This window comes from Burkholderia sp. NLJ2 (assembly GCF_049487195.1).
Taxonomy (GTDB): Bacteria; Pseudomonadota; Gammaproteobacteria; order Burkholderiales; family Burkholderiaceae; genus Burkholderia; species Burkholderia pyrrocinia.
In genome coordinates this window covers 1209637-1229080 of sequence record NZ_CP137810.1, presented here as the reverse complement: position 1 = coordinate 1229080, position 19444 = coordinate 1209637, and the positions used below count along the sequence as shown (strand labels likewise).

The 19444-nt window shown below is 62.5% G+C and carries 9 protein-coding genes; 7 read left to right on the top strand and 2 right to left on the bottom strand.

What is annotated here, in order from left to right; all coding sequences use genetic code 11:
• Positions 1-333: 333 nt before the first annotated feature.
• From R9B84_RS27800 to R9B84_RS27770, 7 genes are all read left to right on the top strand, one after another.
• Entirely contained in the window at positions 334-9606 is a 9273-nt protein-coding gene (locus R9B84_RS27800; protein WP_423763192.1) for a hemagglutinin repeat-containing protein, read from the top strand.
• Positions 9607-9610: 4 nt separating this feature from the next.
• Positions 9611-9946: a DUF596 domain-containing protein gene (locus R9B84_RS27795; protein WP_423763191.1), complete on the top strand. Its 336-nt coding sequence runs from the start codon at positions 9611-9613 to the stop codon at positions 9944-9946.
• A gap of 111 nt (positions 9947-10057) precedes the next feature.
• The gene (locus R9B84_RS27790) at positions 10058-11497 is read left to right on the top strand and encodes a UbiA family prenyltransferase (protein ID WP_423763190.1); all 1440 of its coding nucleotides are present in this window, start codon (positions 10058-10060) and stop codon (positions 11495-11497) included.
• 14 nt (positions 11498-11511) lie between these two features.
• The gene (locus tag R9B84_RS27785) at positions 11512-12702 is read left to right on the top strand and encodes a hypothetical protein (RefSeq protein WP_423763189.1); all 1191 of its coding nucleotides are present in this window, start codon (positions 11512-11514) and stop codon (positions 12700-12702) included.
• Positions 12699-13037: a small multidrug resistance protein gene (locus tag R9B84_RS27780; RefSeq protein WP_338640038.1), complete on the top strand. Its 339-nt coding sequence runs from the start codon at positions 12699-12701 to the stop codon at positions 13035-13037. Before R9B84_RS27785 ends, R9B84_RS27780 begins: the two co-directional genes overlap by 4 nt.
• Before the next feature lie 553 nt (positions 13038-13590).
• On the top strand, positions 13591-16185 hold the full coding sequence (gene mprF, locus R9B84_RS27775) for a bifunctional lysylphosphatidylglycerol flippase/synthetase MprF (RefSeq protein WP_423763188.1): 2595 nt from the start codon (positions 13591-13593) through the stop codon (positions 16183-16185).
• The gene (locus tag R9B84_RS27770; protein ID WP_423763187.1) at positions 16182-17465 is read left to right on the top strand and encodes a virulence factor family protein; all 1284 of its coding nucleotides are present in this window, start codon (positions 16182-16184) and stop codon (positions 17463-17465) included. The genes mprF and R9B84_RS27770 overlap by 4 nt, the downstream gene beginning before the upstream one ends.
• Positions 17466-17515: 50 nt before the next feature.
• On the opposite strand, the gene R9B84_RS27765 is transcribed toward R9B84_RS27770, so the two are convergent.
• Entirely contained in the window at positions 17516-17674 is a 159-nt protein-coding gene (locus R9B84_RS27765; protein WP_423763186.1) for a hypothetical protein, read from the bottom strand.
• 227 nt (positions 17675-17901) lie between these two features.
• Entirely contained in the window at positions 17902-19254 is a 1353-nt protein-coding gene (locus tag R9B84_RS27760; RefSeq protein ID WP_423763185.1) for a hypothetical protein, read from the bottom strand.
• Between the last annotated feature and the right edge of the window lie 190 nt (positions 19255-19444).

Here is a 19444-nt window from a genome sequence, read left to right as displayed (position 1 = left end):
TCGCAAAAAAATACGAGGACACACTCGGTATCCTGATAAGAACCGCTGAACGAAACATATTCTGACTATTTCCTGTTTGGCAGATCAGGGCCTGACGTCGGTGCGATTCGTCCTTGGTGAGAAAATATTCGGGAAGCAATGTCAGGGAGTTTTCGTCGATTCCGTTCTAGAAGTTGAGAATTAACTGCAAATAATAAATTTCAATCAGACAGGTCTTAAATTTATGTATTTCACATATTTATGAAGCTTGGCAGTTGTTGACAGTTGCCCTATGGTTTCCTGACGATTGCTTTGCTACCGTTCATCGGCCTAAAAAGACACCAATAAAGGACGATGAACAAGAAGACCTACCGCCTGGTGTATTCCAGGCTCCGGGGAATGGTGGTGGCTGTCGAAGAGACGGCTACTGCCGCGGGGAAAACCGAATCCGGTGAGAGCCGGGCCGGCCGGCGTTCGCTCGGCAGCTCGGGCTTGCTGATCGCGGTCGCGTCGCTGGCGGCCGTGCCTTCGTTTGCATCGGCGCGGATCGCACCAACGCCCGGCACCAGCACCCATGTGATCCAGACGCAGAACGGGCTGCCGCAGGTGAACATCGCGAAGCCGTCGGGTGCGGGCGTGTCGGTCAATACCTACAACCAGTTCGACGTTCAGAAAAACGGCGCGATCCTCAACAACTCGCCTACGCTCGTCAACACGCAGCAGGCCGGTTATATCAACGGGAACCCGAACTTCGGGCCGGGCCAGTCCGCGCGCATCATCGTCAATCAGGTCAACAGTGCGAATCCGTCGCAACTGCGTGGCTATGTCGAAGTTGCCGGGAGCCGCGCGGAAGTGGTGCTGGCAAACCCGGCCGGCATCGTCGTAGATGGCGGCGGCTTCATCAATACGTCTCGCGCGACGCTGACCACTGGACAGCCGTATTACGGCGCGGACGGCTCGCTCGCGGGCTACAACGTCAACCGCGGCCTCATCACGGTTCAAGGTGCCGGACTCAATGCGGCGAACGTCGATCAGGTCGACCTGATTTCCCGGGCGGTACAGGCCAATGCGTCGATCTATGCGAAGCGCCTGAACGTTGTCGCAGGCGCGAACCAGGTCAATCACGACACGCTTGCCGCGACGCAGATCCACGGCGATGGCGCTGCACCGGCTGTTTCGATCGACGTCGGCCAGTTGGGTGGGATGTATAGCGACCGGATCTATCTGATCGGTACGGAGGGCGGCGTCGGCGTGCGCAACGCCGGCGCGATCGTCGCACAGGCCGGCGACATGACGTTGCAATCGAACGGCCGCCTCGTGCTGACCGGCAAGACTACAGCGAGCGGTAGTCTCACGATGTCGGCGGCGGGCGGAATCGAGAACAGCGGCACCGTCTATGCGCAGCAGTCGGTGTCGGCGAGCACCGCGGCGGATCTGACGAACAGCGGCACGCTCGCCGCACAGCAGAGCGCGACGGTGAATGCCGGCAGCGTCAATTCAATCGGCACGCTTGGTGCCGGTGTCGCTAACGACGGAGCCGTCGGGCGCAGCGGCGACCTGAACATCACGACATCAGGTCAACTGACGGCGACAGGACAAAATCTGGCCGGCGGCAATGCTTCACTGACGGGCGGCAGCGTGAACCTTGCCGGCAGCCGAACCACAGCGAACAGCAGCCTGTCGCTGGCTGCAACGGCCGGCGACCTGAATCTCTCCGATGCGACGACGAGCGCCCAAGGCGCGGTCACGGCGAGTGCGACGGGCACGCTGATCAACGATCGCGGCAGTCTGTCGAGCGACGCTGGCGTCACGCTCACCGCCGGCGGTGTATCGAACCAGGGCGGCAAGGTGTCGGCGCAGGGCGCGCTGTCGGTGCAGTCGTCCGGGCAGGTCGCCAATCAGTCCGGGACGCTGGTGTCCCAAGGCACGATGCAGGTTCGCGGTGGCGCGATCGCCAACAACCAGGGCACGATTCAGAGTGCAGCCGGCATGACGGTTGTGGCTGCGTCGCTGGACAACTCGGCCGGTAGAATCGTTTCGCTCAACGGTGACGGGTTGTCGGTGACGACAGCGGATCAACTGACGAATGCGGCCGGCACGACGGCGGCTGGCGCGCAAGGTGGCGTGATCGGCGGCAATGGCGATGTCGAGCTTGAGGCCAGCCGACTCGTCAACCGTGGCACGGTGACCGCGCAGCAGAATCTCCGGACGACGAGTCAATCGCTCGACAACGGCAGCGGCACGCTGTCGGCCGGGTGGAATGCCGACATCGATGGCGGCGCGATACTGACGAACGCTTCGGGCAGCATCGCAGCCGGTCAGACGGCAACAGTCGCGGCTACGTCGCTGGACAACAGCAGCGGTTCCATTAACGCTGCGCAACTGGCGCTGACTGCCGGCGATCTCGCAAACCGGGGCGGGTCAATCACACAAACGGGTACGGGTGCGATGCGGGCGGCGGTGTCTGGCACGCTCGACAACACGGGCGGCACGCTGCAGACGAACAGCGTCGACTTGACTCTTTCGCCGGCGACGTTGATCAACGGCCAGGGCAAGATCGCGCACGCCGGAAGCGGCACGCTGTCGATCGCCACGGGCACGTTGTTCAACAACGCCGGACAGATCGCGACCAACGGCGCGCTCGAGGTGCAGGCGGCAGCGTTGTCGAATCAGTCCGGAACGCTGAGTGCGCAGCGCCACGCCTCCCTGGCGGTCCAGTCGCTGGACAATCGTTTCGGCGGTTACGTGGGGGCCGAAAGTGTCGCGTTGAACGTGCACGGCAGGATCGACAACGGCGGTGGCGCGCTCGAAGCAAACAACGGCCTGACGATTGAGGCTGACAGCATCGCGAACGATTCGGGTTCCATCAAGGACATCGGCACGAGCGGCCTGAGCGTGACATCGACGAACGCGCTGTCGAATACCGCCGGCGGCACGATCGGTGGCAACGGCAACGTTTCGGTCGCTGCGGGAAGCATCGACAACTCGAGCGGGTCGCTGCTGTCGGCCCAGGCGCTGACGCTTCAGTCGAATGGCGCGTTGACGAACGCCGCAGGCTTGATTCAGGCCAATGGAGACCTGGGCATTCACGCGCAGGGTGCCGTTGGCAACACAGGCGGGCAGATCGAGGCAAACGGCGCGACGTCGGCACTGTCGCTTTCGGGCAGCAGCATCGACAACAGCAACGGCCGGATCGTCAACGTCGGCACGGGCGCGACGACGATCGATGGCGGGGCGTCGATCACGAATGGCAATGCGGCTGGCAAGGTTGGCGCGGGTGTGATCGGCGGCAATGGCAACGTGACGCTTTCCGCGCAATCGTTGACGAATACCCGCGACGGCCAGGTGCTGGCCGGCCGCGATCTGATGCTCGATGTCACGAACCGGCTCGACAACTCGAACGGCGTGCTGTCGGCCGCAAACAACGCGAAACTGAACAGTTCCACCACGGCTCTCGTCAATCAGGCCGGCTCCATTCGCGCGAATGGCGCGCTTGCGCTGACTGCCGCATCGATCGACAACACCAGTGGCAAGATCGGCAACGATGTGGGGAGCGGCGGCAGCGTGCTGCTGAAAACCGGTGCCCTGGTTAACCAGGGCGGTGCGATCGGCAGCGATCAGGATCTGTCGCTGACGGCCGGTTCGCTGAGCGGCGACGGTTCGATCGTTGCCGGCCGTAACGGTACCGTTGCGCTTGCAAGCGACTACACGCACGCTGCCGCGAACAGGTTGCACGCGAATGGCGATTTGACGTTCACGACGTCGGGCAAGCTGACGAACCAGGGGAGGCTCGACGCCAACGGCGCACTGACCGTCAACGCCGCCAATGTCGACAACCAGGCCGGCGCAGATATCAACTCGACGAACACGACCGTCAACGCAGGCGGTGGAACGATCGACAACGCGGGTCGGATCGAAGGCGAAACGATCACGACGAACAGCGCCGAGCTGAACAACACCACGACGATCATCGGCCGTGACGTGACGCTGAACGCCGGCATCATCTCGAACGCCGGGACAGCCGCGGTGATTGCTGCCGCAAACCGTGCGAATCTGTACGCGTCGAACCGGTTGTCGAATACCGGAGGCGCCAGCATCTTCAGCGTGGGCGACATCAACATCGCCGCGAACGGCCAGCGTGACGCCAGCGGGTTTCTCGCGAATCGTACGCAGACGGTGTTGAACGATCAGTCGTCGGTCGAAGCGCTGGGCAGCATCGAACTGGCGGCCCAGACGTTCACGAATACGCGCCCGGCTCCTGTCGTCGACACGGAGACGACCAGCGTCGACAGCAAGCACGAGACGAAGCGGAGCAAGTACATCGGTTGCCCGACCGGCAACGCGGCGCCGAATCACGGCGTCTGCTCCTATAGCACCTGGGAAGGTCCGTACAAGAGGCCGCAGACGACGACGTATTCGAGCAGTCAGATCGTATCCAGTGCGAGCGGCGACAAGGCGATCGATCGCGTGCTGGTCGTCAACGTCAATGGTCAGCCCCAAACGGTCTACTACAACTCGCTGACCGATAACGGCAACGGCACGTTCACGGCCGCCTACTGGGATGGCTACGACCCGCACGTCAACTACGATCCTGCCAGCGAATACGCGACCCGTAGCGACGGACACAACGGCTACCAGCGTGTCGAGATCGCGCGCGACACCACGACGACGATTCAGCAGGACAAGGTCACGAGCCAGGCGCAGCAGGCGCAACTCGTCGCTGGCGGCAATATCGTCATGAAGAACGTCGGTACGATCAACAACGAATACAGCGCGATTTCGGCTGGCGGTTCGATCAAGATCGGCGATACGGATGTATCGGGCAGCGCCGGATCGAGCGGCTACGGCGGTACGACGGTCAACAACGTCGGCCGGACGCTGTATCAGTACCAGCGGGACGACATTGTGTCCACCTACGCGTGGAACGAGAACACCCATTCGGATGTCGGCAAGATCGTTCAACCGTCGCGGGTCTACACACCGGTTGCCATCGGCAATACCGGCGGCACGATCGTCGCGAACCAGTCGATCGACATCGATGCGAAAGACGTGAACAACCGGAACGTCGCCGCTGAAAACTCGGCGACGGGCGCGACGGGCGGCACGCTGGGCACCAATCAGGCCAACGGTGGCGTGACCGGAAGGGATCCGTCGAAAGTTGGCGCCGCGACCGGTCGGAAGCCGACGGATGCGTTGCAATCGGTGGTGAATCCGACCGGCGCGCTTCCGGACCTGAAGCTGCCGACGAGCGGCCTGTACACAATCAATCCGGCGCCGGGGCAGCCGTATCTGATCGTCACCGATCCGCGTTTGACGAGTTATACGAACTTCATCTCGAGCGATTACATGCTCGGCCAGCTCAATCTGAATCCGGCGAGCATCGAGAAGCGGCTCGGTGACGGAATGGTTGAGCAGCAGATGGTGCGCAACCAGATCACGCAGTTGACCGGGCGTACTTTCCTGCCGGGATATGCGAGTGCCGAGGATGAGTATCGTGCGCTGATGACGAGCGGCGTGAACTACGCGAAGCAGTTCGGCATGATGCCGGGGATGGCATTGTCCGCCGCTCAGATGGATGCGCTGACGAGCGACATCGTGTGGCTCGTGAACCAGACCGTGACGCTGCCCGACGGCAGTGCGACGCAGGTGCTGGCTCCGGTTGTGTATCTGGCGAAGACGCATGCGAACGACCTGCAGCCGACCGGAGCGCTGATCGCGGCCGACGACGTCGAGATCCGTGCGGCGGGCAGCGCGACGAACAGCGGCGTGATCAAGGGCGGCTCGAAGACAGTCGTGACCGCGACCGACATTTTGAATCGCAGCGGCACGATCGCAAGCAGCGGGACGAACGGCACCACGGTGGTGTCGGCGAGCAACGACGTCGTGAACGCATCGGGGCAGATTACCGGTCACCGGGTTGCGGTGCTTGCCGGACGCGATGTAGTCAACACGACGCTGGTCGATACGGTCGGCGTGAGCGGGGCTGCGGGTGCGAGCAAGGTGAGCCAGAGCCTGATCGGCCAGCAAGGGACGATCGCGTCGACGGGCGATCTGGCCGTGCAGGCCGGGCGCGATCTGTCGGTTCATGGCGCGAACCTGTCGGCAGGCGGTGATGCGCTCGTGACCGCAGGGCGCGATATCAGTGTCGACGCCGTTCAGTCGAAGACAGATCAATCGCTGTATCTGAACGATCAGCATCATTGGGAAGAATCGTCTACGACGCATGTGACGATCAACGAAGCCCGCGAAGAACACGACAGCTACCAGAACGTGCAGGCCAAGCGCGGTAGTTTCGTGTCCGGCACGGCGACGAAGGAATCGCACGATACGCGCGCAAGTATCGGCGTGGCGAGCACGGTGTCCGGCGATACGGTGCAGATCCAGGCTGGCAAGGATCTCACGGTTCAGGGCAGCAATATCGTCGGCACGAACGATGTGAAGCTCGGGGCGGCCAACAACGTCACGATCAGGACTTCGCAGGATACCGTCCAGTCGGCGAACAGCTACGAGAAGAAAGAATCCGGGCTCATGTCGAACGGCGGCCTCTCCGTGTCGATCGGCACGCGTTCGATGTCGGATCAGCAGCACTCGACCGACGTCACGAACACGGGCAGCATGATCGGTTCGTTGAACGGGAACCTGACTGTCGCGGCGGGCAACGATCTGCATGTGACTGGCAGCGCGCTGCATGCAGGTAACGATGTCAATCTCGCCGGCAAGACCGTCAAGATCGACGCTGCGACGGATACCGCGAATTTCGCGGAACAGCAGCAGTTCCGCCAGTCCGGGGTGACGGTGGGTGTGACGAATCCGGTGGTGGCGGCCGTCCAGACCGGCAGGCAAATGGCAAATGCCGCGCAAAGCGTGGGCGGCGATCCGCGTCTGCTCGCGCTTGCTGCTGCCACGACGGCGCTGGCTGCCAAGAACACCTACGACGCGATCAAGTCGGTTGGCGGTGATCCGGTGACGGCCGTAGCGAGCGTCGGGATCAACGTATCGGTCGGCGCGAGCAAGAGCGACAGCCAGACACAGGCTCAGTCGAATACGGCGGTGGGGAGTACGGTGTCGGCGGGTCGAAATGTGACGATTGCGGCGGCTGGTGCGGGGAAGGACAGCAATATCGACGTGATCGGCAGCACGATCTCGGCAGGCAACAACGCGATGCTGGCCGCCGAAGGCAACGTGAATCTTCAGGCTGCGCAGAACACGAGCAGTCAGCACAGTACGAACAGCGGGTCGAGTGCGTCACTGGGTGTGACATTGACCGTGGGCGCGAAAACCGGCGTAGCCGTCAACGCGGGCATTAACGGAAATCGCGGCAACGCGGACGGAGATTCGTCGACGTGGACCAATACGCATGTGACAGCCGGCAACCAACTGGCCATTCAGTCGGGCGGCGATACGAATCTGAAGGGTGCGGTTGCGTCGGGCAAACAGGTCATCGCGAACGTCGGCGGTAACCTGAATATCGAAAGTCTGCAGGATAAGGATCACTACGATTCGAAGCAGCAGAACGCGGGCGTATCGGTGAGCGTTTGTCCGCCGCCGTGCGTGTCGAGTGTGGCCGGTAATGTCGGCCAGACGAAGATGAACAGCGATTATGCGAGCGTGGTCGAACAGTCGGGCATCAAGGCTGGTGATGGTGGCTTCCAGGTCGATGTGAAGGGCAACACGGACCTCAAGGGCGGGGTGATTGCCAGCAGCGACAAGGCTGTTAGCGACGGGGCGAACAGTCTGACGACAGCGACGCTGACGCATAGCGATATCGAAAACCATGCGTCGTACGATGCTTCGCAGGTGGCCTTGAGCGGAGGCTTTGGTTTCGGCGGCGATGGCAGAAAGAGCGGTATCGGCAAGGATCAGAAGGGCAAGGCCGACAACGTGAATCCCGTTGCAGGGACGGAGTTGCCGAAGGGAGAGGGCCGGCTCACGGTTGCGCCGCCGGTTGCATTGAGCGCCTCGGGCGACGCGAGTTCTACAACGCGAAGCGGAATCAGTGGCGGCGCGCTGACAATTCGTGACGAATCCCGGCAACAACAACTCACCGGTCAGTCGGCCGCTGAGACTGTCGCGAGCATCAATCGGGATACATCGGATACCGGCGGAGCACTTGCGCCAATCTTCGACAAGGAGAAAATTCAGGCCGGGTTCGACATCACGAGCCAGTTCATCAATCAGGTCGGAACTTTCGTTACGAATCGTGCGGCGGAAGTCAATGCAGCGAAGAAGGCTGCGGGCGACGCGAGCCTGACGCCGGAACAGCGCGCGGCGGCGCAGCAACGAGCAGATCAACTGTCGGCGGATTGGGGCCCGAGCGGGACTTATCGTCAGGTGTTGACGGCGCTTGCGGTGGCGGCTGGCGGTAACGTGACCGGAGGCGCGGGTCAGTTCGCGCAGAACGCGACAGTGGCGTATCTGCAGGAACTGGGGGCGAATGGAGTCAAGCAGATTGCGGACTCGCTTGGAAGTGAGTCGGCGCGTGCGGCACTGCATGCAATCGTTGGATGTGCGGGAGCGGCTGCCGGAAGTCAGAGTTGTGGTGCTGGCGCGATGGGGGCGGCGGCAAGTTCGGTGCTTGGGAGCCTGCTGAAACCATCCGATGGGATGTCTGCAACCGAGCGTGAAGCTCGCGATAACCTTGTGACGAGTCTCGTCGCCGGTGTAGCTGCGGTATCCGGGCAAAACGTCGGGACGGCGACTGATGCAGCGAAGATCGAAGTTGAGAACAATCAGATTTCCTTACTGAAGCGCGATGCTAGAAACCCGTTGAATGTTGATTTGCTGAAGACGTTCTGTGCTCAACGAAAATGCACGGAGGAACAAGTCAGGCAGCTGCTTCAGGCACAGAATCAACTGATGGAAAGCAACGCACTGGTTGGGACGGTTGCGGGTACGGCTGCGATCGTGGCGGCAGTGCCTGCGTTGGCTTTGCTAGGGCCGCAAGCGTTGATATTTGCGTTGACGAACCCCACGGCTGCGGTCAATGCAGGCATCATTACGGTGGAGACCGCCGCTGCAATTGCAACGAATTCGGTTACTCCAGGTTTGGCGGTGGAGATTGCCGGTGCAAAGATCGGGCGGACGGCAATCAAAAATCTCAGTGGCGATGTCGAAGATGCCGCGAATGCTGCACGCACTCAACCATATGGAAATGGGAGCAGTAGTTCGGCGTCCCCGGGGACATACAGCTGGGGGAGCAGTGGATCCAATGTCAGTTATCCGTTAGATTCACCGACTGCGGTGGTACGTGGCCAGGTGCTCAATATTTTCGACAAGGCAAACGGTTCCAATTCACTCGTTGTAGACGGAAGAACGATTGTTGCCACTGCGCCTGGCTCGCCGGGTGGAAGTAACTTGTCAGGCTCGACTAAAGTTTTTGATTCTCAAAATTTAACCGATTCTCAGATTTTCAGTTACGCACAGCAGTTATCCGGCGGTGCACCGCTTGAAAAGAAGGCGATGGGTGTTTATGTTGCGACCTTAGAGGATGGTCAAACTGTCACTTTGCGTTCTGTATCGAGCTCGCAAGGAGTTACGCAGGCGAGATGGACGATCGACATAAGAGGAAATTCGGATTTAAGTAGATTGGTTCCGGGCGCAAAGCAGGTTGAACTCAAATTTAGGTGAATTTATGCTGTCTGATGATCGATACAAATTCATAGTATCTTATGTCGATGGTATGGCCTTGGATGCTGTGTGGTTATACATTCAGGATGATGCAGATGATTATTCTGAAAGAAAATCGTTGTTCATGTGGGTTTTGAGGAGATTGCTTGATGAGAAGATTGTTGTTGCAGGGAAGCGCGGAAATCAACTCACCGAAACAACAGATGAAATTGTGAAGATGTTCGAGAATGCATTCCCGGAGAGTGAGGCAGGGCTCGATGATGGGATATGGTTCTTTTCTGAGGCGTGCCCTGCTGGAATTGGTTGGATTGGTCAGGATGGAAATGTCTATTGGACATAACTCCTTGGCACGGATGCTGTGTGTGAGTGTTGCTTCTCGGGCGCTAGATAAAGAAGCTGTGGCCGACGGTGAATTGAGAAATCGGCGTCGACACTGAGTGAAGCAAAAGAAATGCGAGAGACCCAAAAACTTCCGCTTGTCGTCGACCTCGACGGCACGCTGACGACATCGGACACCCTGATGGAATCCGTGATCCGCGTCGTCAGACGTAAACCTGCCTACCTGCTGCGCTTGCCTTTCTGGCTCGCCGGCGGGCGCGCTGCATTCAAGACCAAAGTGGCCGAACACGCCGATTTTCGAGCGGAGACACTCCCGTATCGCGAACCGCTTGTCGACTACCTCGCGCGCGAACGCGAAAGCGGCCGCAAGATCGTGCTCGCAACTGCCGCGCATCGCTCGATCGCCGAACGCGTGAACACGCATCTCGGCTTGTTCGACCTCGTCATCGCAACCCGCGGCGAAACGAACCTCAAGGGCGAGGCCAAGCTTGCCGGCATTCGCGAACAGGTGGGCGACGATTTCGTCTATGCGGGCGACAGCAAGGCCGATCTGCCGGTATGGGCCGGCGCGAAGGGCGCCATTCTGGCCGGCGTTGCGCCCGGCGTTGCCGCCGATGTTCGGAGCCGCATTCCGGTCGAACGCGAATTTTCAAACCCGCGCGCGAACTTCTCCATGTGGTGCAAAGCCCTGCGCGTTCACCAGTGGCTGAAAAACCTGTTGCTGTTCGTCCCGTTGCTGACGGCATTCGCCTTCCTCGACACCGACAAGATCGTCACGCTCGCGCTCGCGTTTCTGTCGATGTCGTTGGGCGCGTCTGCGACCTACATCGCCAACGATCTGTGGGATCTGGACAACGATCGCCGGCATCCTCGCAAATGCAACCGTGCATTCGCGAGCGGTACGTTGTCGATCGGCAAGGGCCTCGGCTGCGCAGCGCTGCTGCTGGTATTGGCGACTGCATTGGCATTCGTGGTGTCCCCCGCATTTGCCGGGATGTTCGCACTCTATCTGGTGCTCACGACCGCGTATAGCTGGCGCCTCAAATCGATCGTATTGCTGGACGTCCTCGTACTGTCGCTGCTGTACACCTACCGGATCGTCGCCGGAGCCGTCGCGGCGGAGATCACGGTCAGCCGCTGGCTTCTCGCGTTCTCCGTGTTCGCGTTTCTGAGTCTTGCGCTCGTGAAGCGCTGCTCCGAACTGGTACTCCTGCGTCAGAGCGACAAACGCGCATCGGTGGGCCGTGACTACCGTGTGGGCGATCTCGAAGTGCTATGGCCGTTTGGTATCGGTGCGTCATTGGCCGCGGTAGTTGTATTCGGCCTCTTCATCAACGCCCCGGAAACCGCAGCACGCTACGCGATTCCGCACTTGCTCTGGTTCGTGCAGATCGGCCTGATCTACCTGTTCGGGCGACTCTGGATCACAACGGTGCGCGGCGCGATGCACGACGATCCGATCGTTCACATTCTCGAAAACCGCGGTAGTTTCAGCATGCTTTGCGTCATGGTGGCGATCGTGCTGGCCGCTCACTTCCTGCCGGCTCCGTAAGCGGCGAAAACCCTATGACGGAAAAGAACCAAAACCGGGTGCGGGCATTCTGCCGTTTCGCCATCGTCTACGTGCTGCTGTTCGTCTGCGCGGGAAACATCACGAACAGCATGCTGTTGAAATGGGGGTTCCGCGACGACCAGAAGGGCGACTTTGCAACGAGCTACAGCCTCGTCGGCATGATGAACGGCGATGCTCCGAAGCCGTATGTCTACCGCTCGTCGTTTCCGCGCGCTGCGAAGTGGCTCACAGAGCAACTTGGCCAGGAGAAACAGGACAAGTTGTTCAAATCGATCAAACGGCATGATTCGCTGCGCAACGCCTATTTCACGAGCGTGCCGGAAGAATACTGGACACCCGTCACGGCGCTCGTCTACCACCTGACGTACATCGCGATCGTGTTGTCGACCCTGTTTGCGCTGTTGCTGATCTATCAGCTGGCCAGGCTGCACGGATTGAGCTTCGGGCATTCCGTCGGATTTCTGGCCGCGTTCAGTTTCGTCTATCCGTTGACGTTTCAGCAGGGCGGCTACTACTACGATTTCTTCGAACTGCTCGGCGTACTGGGCGCATGCTATTTCCTGCTGAAGAAGCGAATGCCGGCATGCACGCTGATGATTGCCGTCTTCTCCCTGAACAAGGAAACGTTCTTTCTCGTTCCGCTCGCGTTGTTCCTGTTGCACGAGCGGGACGCATCGATGTCGAAGCGCGTTGTGTGGCTGGTATTGCAGCTTGGGATCTGCGTCGCGACCCGGCAGTTCATCATGAGCGGATACGGCGAAAACGCTGGCGGATTTGTCGAGTATCACGTGTGGGACAACCTGAAGTTCTGGATGAACCCGAAGTCCTATCTGTCCTTCTACAACCTCATCGGCAAAGGCATCTTCACCCCGAGCCTGGAAAATCCACTGATGCTCGTGCCGCTTGCAGTGTTCTTCAGGGCAGCCTGGCGCGCGACGCCGACGCGCTACCGAAACTACTTCTACGCGGCATTCCTGCCCGTGCTGGTGCTGTTCATCTTCTTCGGCTATCGGGACGAGGCACGAAATTTCTCGGTCGTATTTCCCGCGATCGTGTTGATTGCGCTGCACGGCGCGAACCGGTTCAACGCGATTTTCGGCGCCGGTGCAGATGCATCGGGTGACAGTCGTGTTTCGTCCAATCGTCGGCCGGATATCGCAATGACGACGGAGGCCGCGCGATGAACTGGCTGATCGTTGTCGCAAGTGGCGTATTCGGCGGGCTTGCGAGCGTATTGCTCAGAGTCGCCGCGCTCAAGGGAATCGCACTCGGCGAGTCGAGCGTGCTGCCATGGATTGCGCGTGGCGCCGCCGTTGCAGCTTACGGCGTCGGGTTCGTGCTTTACGCGGCCGCATTGCGCAAGACAACCCTCGGCATTGCGTATCCCACCATGGTGGCGATCTCCATGCTCGTCGTGCTGTCGTTCACGGCGCTGCACGAACATCTGTTGCGGCCGATGCAGGCGGCCGGCGCATTCGTCATCCTGATCGGCGTGTGGATGATCACGCGGTACGCGTAATCCAGAGAACAAACCGTCGGGTTTCCCGACCGTGCGCGTGACGTTCGGCTTTCAGGCACCGGCGCAGTGTTGACGGCGAAACCCGGATAGACGTCGAGGAAGGCGATTGTCCGGTGCCAGGGGGCGCTGGCCCAACCGAATCATGGCCCTCCCGACAGGAACTGGCGACACATCACTCCATTTGACCCCATTCCCCAAATCCCGTGCCACCCACGAATTCGTGCTCGCCCGCGCAGCCCGGCCGGAAGAATTTCCCCTAAATCGGCCACCGGCCATTCATCCGATGAAAAAACCGCCCCGGATCCCGGTATGATGCGCACCTTGCGTTTATCGGCCGCACGATTTTGATGCGATGTTTACGCGCCCCGCACGCCACAAAACCGCACAATGCGGCCCTGAAAGATTCTGTAATATAAATTCCGTATACTCGTAAGTTCTGATCCAGGCGCCACCTGCCTCCGTCTTCGGCCGACCGCCCACGCAGAACAACCAGATATGTCGCCGCCGGGCCAACCCGCGCCGCGACTCGCTATGCACCACCACTGAACAACCTATGTCTTCCCGCCACCCTGGGTCGCCGGGCCATGCCGCGGCGGCGATCGCCCGTGTCTCGGCGCTGGTTCGCAACGAGCGCGTGCTGTCGCCGCTGCTCGCGTTCGGCATCGGCCTGCTGCTGATCGTGGTCTTCCAGCATCTGTCGGAATCCGTCGACTACCGGTCGGTGATCCGCCAGTTGCGCCACATGTCCGCCGGCGAATGGGGCGCGTCGCTGGCCGCGACGGCCCTCAGCTATCTCGCGCTCGTCGCCCGCGACGCGGTCGGCCTGCGCTATGTCGCCGCGAAGGTGCCGCGCGCCGCGCTGTGGATCGGCGCGATTGCCGGATCCGCGCTCGGCAACGCAACCGGCTTCGGCGCGCTGACGGGCGGCGCGGTGCGCGCGCGCGTGTACGGCGTGTCGGGCGTCACGCCCGCGCAGATCGGCCGGATGACGGTGTTCACGAGCGGCACGCTGGCGCTCGCGATGGTGCTGATGACGGCGGTTGGCATGGTCTGCGTGCCGGAGGCGCTCGCCGCGATGCTGCATGTCGCGCCCGGCGTGCTCACGTGGAGCGGCGCGGCGCTGCTCGTGGTGCTGGCCGCAATGGTCGCGATGTGCGGCAACACCGCGCGCCCGGTCGTCACGCGCTTCAAGTGGCTGTCGTTCGACGTGCCGGCGCGGCGCGATCTCGTCATGCAGGTCGTCTACGCGGTGCTCGACGTCGTCGCGGCGGGCCTGACGCTGTGGGTATTGCTGCCGGCCGCGCCGGTCGGCTTCCCGACCTTCATCACCGTGTACGCGGCCGCGTTGCTGCTCGGGATGATCGGCCACACGCCGGGCGGGATCGGCGTGTTCGAAGCCGCGATGGTCTTCACGCTCGGCCGCGAAGTGCCCGCGCACGCGATGGTCGCCGCGCTGATCGCGTATCGCGCGATCTACTTCGGCGTGCCGCTGGTGCTGTCGGCCGGCCTGCTGGCCGGTTTCGAGGGCCGCGCGCTGCGGCGCCGGCTCGTGACGCGACAGGCCGTGCGCGTGTCGCAACTCGCGCCGCTGTTCCTGAGCCTCGTGACGTTCGCGGTCGGCAGCATGCTGGTGATCTCGAGCGCGACACCCGCGTTCTGGCACCGGATCGCGATCCTGCGCCACCTCGTGCCGCTGTGGGTGCTCGAAGGCTCGCAGGTGATCTGCAGCGTGCTCGGCGTCGCGCTGCTGTTCGTCGCGCGCGGGCTGCTGCGCCGCCTCGACGGCGCATGGTGGATGACCTTCGCATTGACGCTCGCGAGCCTCGCCTTGTCGCTGGCGAAGGGCCTCGCGTTCGTCGAGGCCGGCGTGCTCGGCACGCTGCTGGTGCTGCTGCTCGTCAGCCGCCGCCGCTTCAACCGCCATTCGTCGCTGCTCGCCGAGCGCTTCACGGTGAGCTGGTTCGTGTCGGTGACGATGGTGCTGATGCTGGCCGTGTGGGTGCTGTTCTTCGCGTTCCGCGACGTGCCGTACACGCGCGAGCTGTGGTCGCATTTCTCGTTCGACGAGCGCGCGCCGCGTGCGCTGCGCGCGACGCTCGCGGCCGGCGTGTTCGTCGCGATGTTCGCGCTGTGGCAACTGCTGCGCCCGGCGCCCGGCCGTTTCGTGAAGCCCGTGCCGCAGGACCTGTTCGACGCCGAACGGATCATCCGTGCGCAGGAGTGCAGCGATGCGGGCCTCGCGCTGATGGGCGACAAGTCGTTCCTGTTCTCTGAATCGCGCCAGGCGTTCCTGATGTACGCGAAGTACGGCCGCACGTGGGCCGCGCTGCACGACCCGGTCGGGCCGCGCGAAGAATGGCCGGCGCTGATCGGCAAGTTCATTGCGCTCGCGCACGCGCACAGCGGCCGCGCGGCGTTCTACCAGGTGCGCGCGAACGCGCTGCCGCTGTATCTCGATGCAGGGCTCACGCTGATGAAGCTCGGCGAGGAAGCGCATATCGCGCTCGACCAGTTCGACCTGAAGGGCTCGAACCGCTCGCACCTGCGCTACGCGCTGCGCCGCGGCGACAAGGATGCGCTGACGGTCGAGGTGATCGCGCCGGGCGACGTGCCGGTCGCGCTGCCGGCACTGCGCGACATCTCCGACGGCTGGCTCGACAGCCGCGACGCACGCGAGAAAAGCTTCTCGGTTGCCGCGTTCCACGACGGCTATCTCGCGACGCAGTCGGTGATGCTCGTGCGGCAGGCCGACAAGCCGATCGCGTTCGTCACGTTCATGACGACCGACCTCAACACCGAGGCGACGGTCGGCGTGATGCGCCATCTGCCGGACGCGTCGCCGTACGCGATGGAGTATCTGTTTACGCAGCTCGCGCTGCATCTGAAGGAAGCGGGTTTCCGCAAGCTGAGCCTGGGCATCGCGCCGTTCTCGGGGATGGGGGCGGCGAAGATGCCGTCGCCGTGGCACCGGTTCGGGCTGATGGTCTGGCGCTTCGGCGGCCGCTTCTACAACTTCCGCGGCTTGCGTGCATTCAAGAGCAAGTTCGAACCGCACTGGGAGCCGCGTTATCTCGCGGCTTCGGGCTCGGTCGGCGTGTTCGTCACGCTTGCGGATCTGTCATTGCTGGCTGGAGGTCGGCGTTCATGATGTTGAAGAACGGAATCGCGCGGGCGGCAGCTGCCTGCGCGGGAATGATGCTGGCCGGCGCCGCGTGCGCCACGCAGCCGGCCGCGGTGAAGGCCGAAACCGTGTCGGGCGGCCGCTACGGGCCCGTTACCGTGACCAAGCCGAGCGGGCCGCTGCGCGGCTTCGTCGTGCTGTTCTCGCGTGAGGCCGGCTGGAATGCCGCCGATCAGCAGGCCGCCGACGCGCTCGCGAAGGTCGGTGCGATGACGGTCGGCGTCGATTCCGAACGCTATGCGATGAACCTCGTCGCGAAGCAGGAGACCTGCCACCACCTCGACGGCGACGCCGAGGCGGTCAGCCACCAGCTCGAACGCCTCGCGCAGTCGTCGCGGTATTTCACGCCGATCGTCGCGGGTGTGGGCCAGGGCGGCGCGATCGCGAAGCAGATCCTGTCGATGGCGCCGGAGAACACGATCGCCGGCGTCGTATCGGTCGGCCCGGCACCGAAGCTCGATCCGCGCTTCAAGCCGTGCCCGCCCGATCCGACGATCGTGCGACGCGCGATGCCGGGCTTCGTCGAAACGGCTGCCGCGGGCGACACCACGAAGCTCGTGTCGCTCGTCACGTCGCACCTGCGGGACAGCAGCAGCAGCGGCGACGAACTCGACGTGTCGGACCTGCCGCTCGTCGAGCTGCCGGCCAAGGGCGGCAGCGACCGGCTCGCGATCGTGATCTCGGGCGACGGCGGCTGGCGCGATCTCGACAAGACGATCGCCGAGGCGCTGCAGCGCGATGGCGTGTCGGTGGTCGGTATCGACAGCCTGCGCTATTTCTGGAGCGAGAAGCCGCCCGCGCAGGTGAGCCGCGATCTCGCGCGCGTGATGCGCACGTACATGGCGCGCTGGCATGCGAACCGCGTCGCGCTGGTCGGCTACTCGTTCGGCGCCGACGTGATGCCGTTCGCGTACAACCGGCTGCCGGCCGACCTGCGCGACAAGGTCGCGGTGATATCGCTGCTCGGCTTCGCGCCGTCCGCCGATTTCCAGATCCGCGTGACGGGCTGGCTCGGCATGCCCGCGAGCGACAAGGCGCTGAAGGTTGCGCCGGAAATCGCGAAGGTGCCGCCGCAGCTCGTGCAGTGCTTCTATGGCGCGGAAGAGAAGGACACGATGTGCCCGGCACTCGCGAACACCGGCGCCGATGTGATCAAGACGCAGGGCGATCACCACTTCGGCCGCGACTACATCGCGCTCGAGAAGAAGATCCTCGGCGGGTTCGGCAAGCCGGTGGCGGGCAACTAGCCGCGTCTGGCGTGCCGGCGGAACGCACGCGCGTTCCGCCGGCGACACGTTCACGTGAGCGTGACTTGGTATTCGAACGCGATACCGAGCTTCGCGTAGCGCTGCGGCGAAGAATGGATCCCGTTTTCCCAGTCGCCTGATGGTCCGGTCGAGCCGGTCGGGTCGGGATTGAGCATGCCGATCACGGCGACGAAACAGCCTTCGATCATCGCAAGGAACGCTTGCCGACGCTCGGGGCGAAGAGAGCGATTGATCGCTCCGCTTGATGGAACGCGCTCGGAATCCGGTAGCAGCCGGCGCGTCGCCTTGCGCGAGAACCCGCCCCGTGGACGTCGTCAGGACACTACTGCGATCGCGGGTCAGATCCCCCGGGTTGCAGGACCGCCAGTGGAAACTCGACGGACATGGAACTTATCCGCAGGGTGTTGGCGCTCCATCATAGCGCCGGGTCGAGTGGCGTGATCCGAGCCAGCATCAACGTGTACTCTTCCGCCGCAATCTGGCCGAATTTCATTTTCACGACTGCTTGTGCCTGGGTCGTCGCGGGTTCGGCCTGCGCATTGGGAAACAGGCACGTGGCAGCGGCTGCGATGATGGCGTCGGGGTCTTCGAGCGGCGGTGCACTGGTTGGTATGGGTGGCGATACCGCGCCCGGCGCCCGGCTTTTAAGCGCCTGCACCAGCAGGAAGATCGGCACGACGTCCGCCAGGCCGATCGGCAGCAATTTCGACGCATCCGGGCCGAAATGCCGGCGTACGATCGCTTGCGAACCGAGTCGCAGCGTGAAGCGAAACGGAAAGCCCGTGCGGATCGACAGCGTGACGGGGTCGGCCGCCGCCATTTGCTCGATCGACGTGATGCCCTCCGCTTGCAGCAACGCCGCCACGAACTTCGTGACGCCGCTCAGGTTGAGCAGTTCGTCCGGAACGTCCTCGTCCTGTTCGAGCTTGCTCATGTTCAGCGCGGCGAGGCGACGCATCGTCTTCATGATCTGATCGACCGGGAGGATCGTCAGCGTGAACGCGATCACGACATGCGGCGGGCTGCCGGCCGACGGCGCATATTCGGCGACAAGTGCAAGCGGGATCGAGAGGAACAGCCGCAGCGAATACCAGTACACGTCGGATGCGTTGAGTGCGCGACGCCGGATGCCCAGCACGGCATCGCTGACGACGAACATCAGCGCGCCGGCGATCGACGACACGATCAGCGGGGCACTGAGTCCGAAAATGCAGGTCGCTTGGTTCGACGACGAGCAAGCCCCCTGCGTACACAGCCACGTCGCGATGGCCGTGATCGCATACGTCACCACGAGCAGGATCAGAAACGGCGGCACGAACGCCCACAGGCCGTACTGCTCGTGGTAGATGTTCGCGAACAGGCGGTCGCCCAGTGTCGGCCAGCGTTCCGAGAAGTCTTTCATGGGGTCCGTGTTGCTGCCAGCGCTCAGCGCCGTGCGTTCCTGATGTTCCGCGAACTGGATCGTCTGCAGCAGCCACTTCGACCAGAAACGCTTGAGGTAGGCATCGAGCGCGTTGTTCTTCAGGCTGTTCTGGAATTCGTCATAACGCGCGTACCAGCCCAGGCACAGGAACGCGATCAGCGGCACGCCTACCAGCACGGTTGCGATCGCGCTGACCATGATGATCGTTCCCCAGTGATCCCAGACAATCTCCGCGCGAACCGATTGTTTGATCGCATAAGCGGCGACCGCAGCACCCGCCGCGTTGACGAGAAGCAGATAGAGACCTAATGAAATGGCCCTGCCACGTGCCGTCCAGTGATTCATTCTCACGGGATTGTCAGTTGGCGGCCGGGCTTCAAACGGATTGGAGGTAGCCATGTGCATGCTCGAGAGTGATCGCACCCGCTTCCACGCACGACCATGCGTGCGGAAGACAGGCTAATGTCGCGTCCCGCCGCCGAACGGCGAAACGATTCTCTTTGCTTCGATGAGGTGAATCAGGGAAGAGGCAGCG

Excerpts from the sequence above, each read along its gene's own strand:
- mprF (WP_423763188.1), top strand. The coding sequence starts at position 13,591 with ATGTCTTCCCGCCACCCTGGGTCGCCGGGCCATGCCGCGGCGGCGATC.
- R9B84_RS27785 (WP_423763189.1), top strand. The coding sequence starts at position 11,512 with ATGACGGAAAAGAACCAAAACCGGGTGCGGGCATTCTGCCGTTTCGCC.
- R9B84_RS27800 (WP_423763192.1), top strand. The coding sequence starts at position 334 with ATGAACAAGAAGACCTACCGCCTGGTGTATTCCAGGCTCCGGGGAATG.
- R9B84_RS27790 (WP_423763190.1), top strand. The coding sequence starts at position 10,058 with ATGCGAGAGACCCAAAAACTTCCGCTTGTCGTCGACCTCGACGGCACG.
- R9B84_RS27780 (WP_338640038.1), top strand. The coding sequence starts at position 12,699 with ATGAACTGGCTGATCGTTGTCGCAAGTGGCGTATTCGGCGGGCTTGCG.
- R9B84_RS27765 (WP_423763186.1), bottom strand. The coding sequence starts at position 17,674 with ATGATCGAAGGCTGTTTCGTCGCCGTGATCGGCATGCTCAATCCCGAC.
- R9B84_RS27795 (WP_423763191.1), top strand. The coding sequence starts at position 9,611 with ATGCTGTCTGATGATCGATACAAATTCATAGTATCTTATGTCGATGGT.
- R9B84_RS27760 (WP_423763185.1), bottom strand. The coding sequence starts at position 19,254 with ATGAATCACTGGACGGCACGTGGCAGGGCCATTTCATTAGGTCTCTAT.
- R9B84_RS27770 (WP_423763187.1), top strand. The coding sequence starts at position 16,182 with ATGATGTTGAAGAACGGAATCGCGCGGGCGGCAGCTGCCTGCGCGGGA.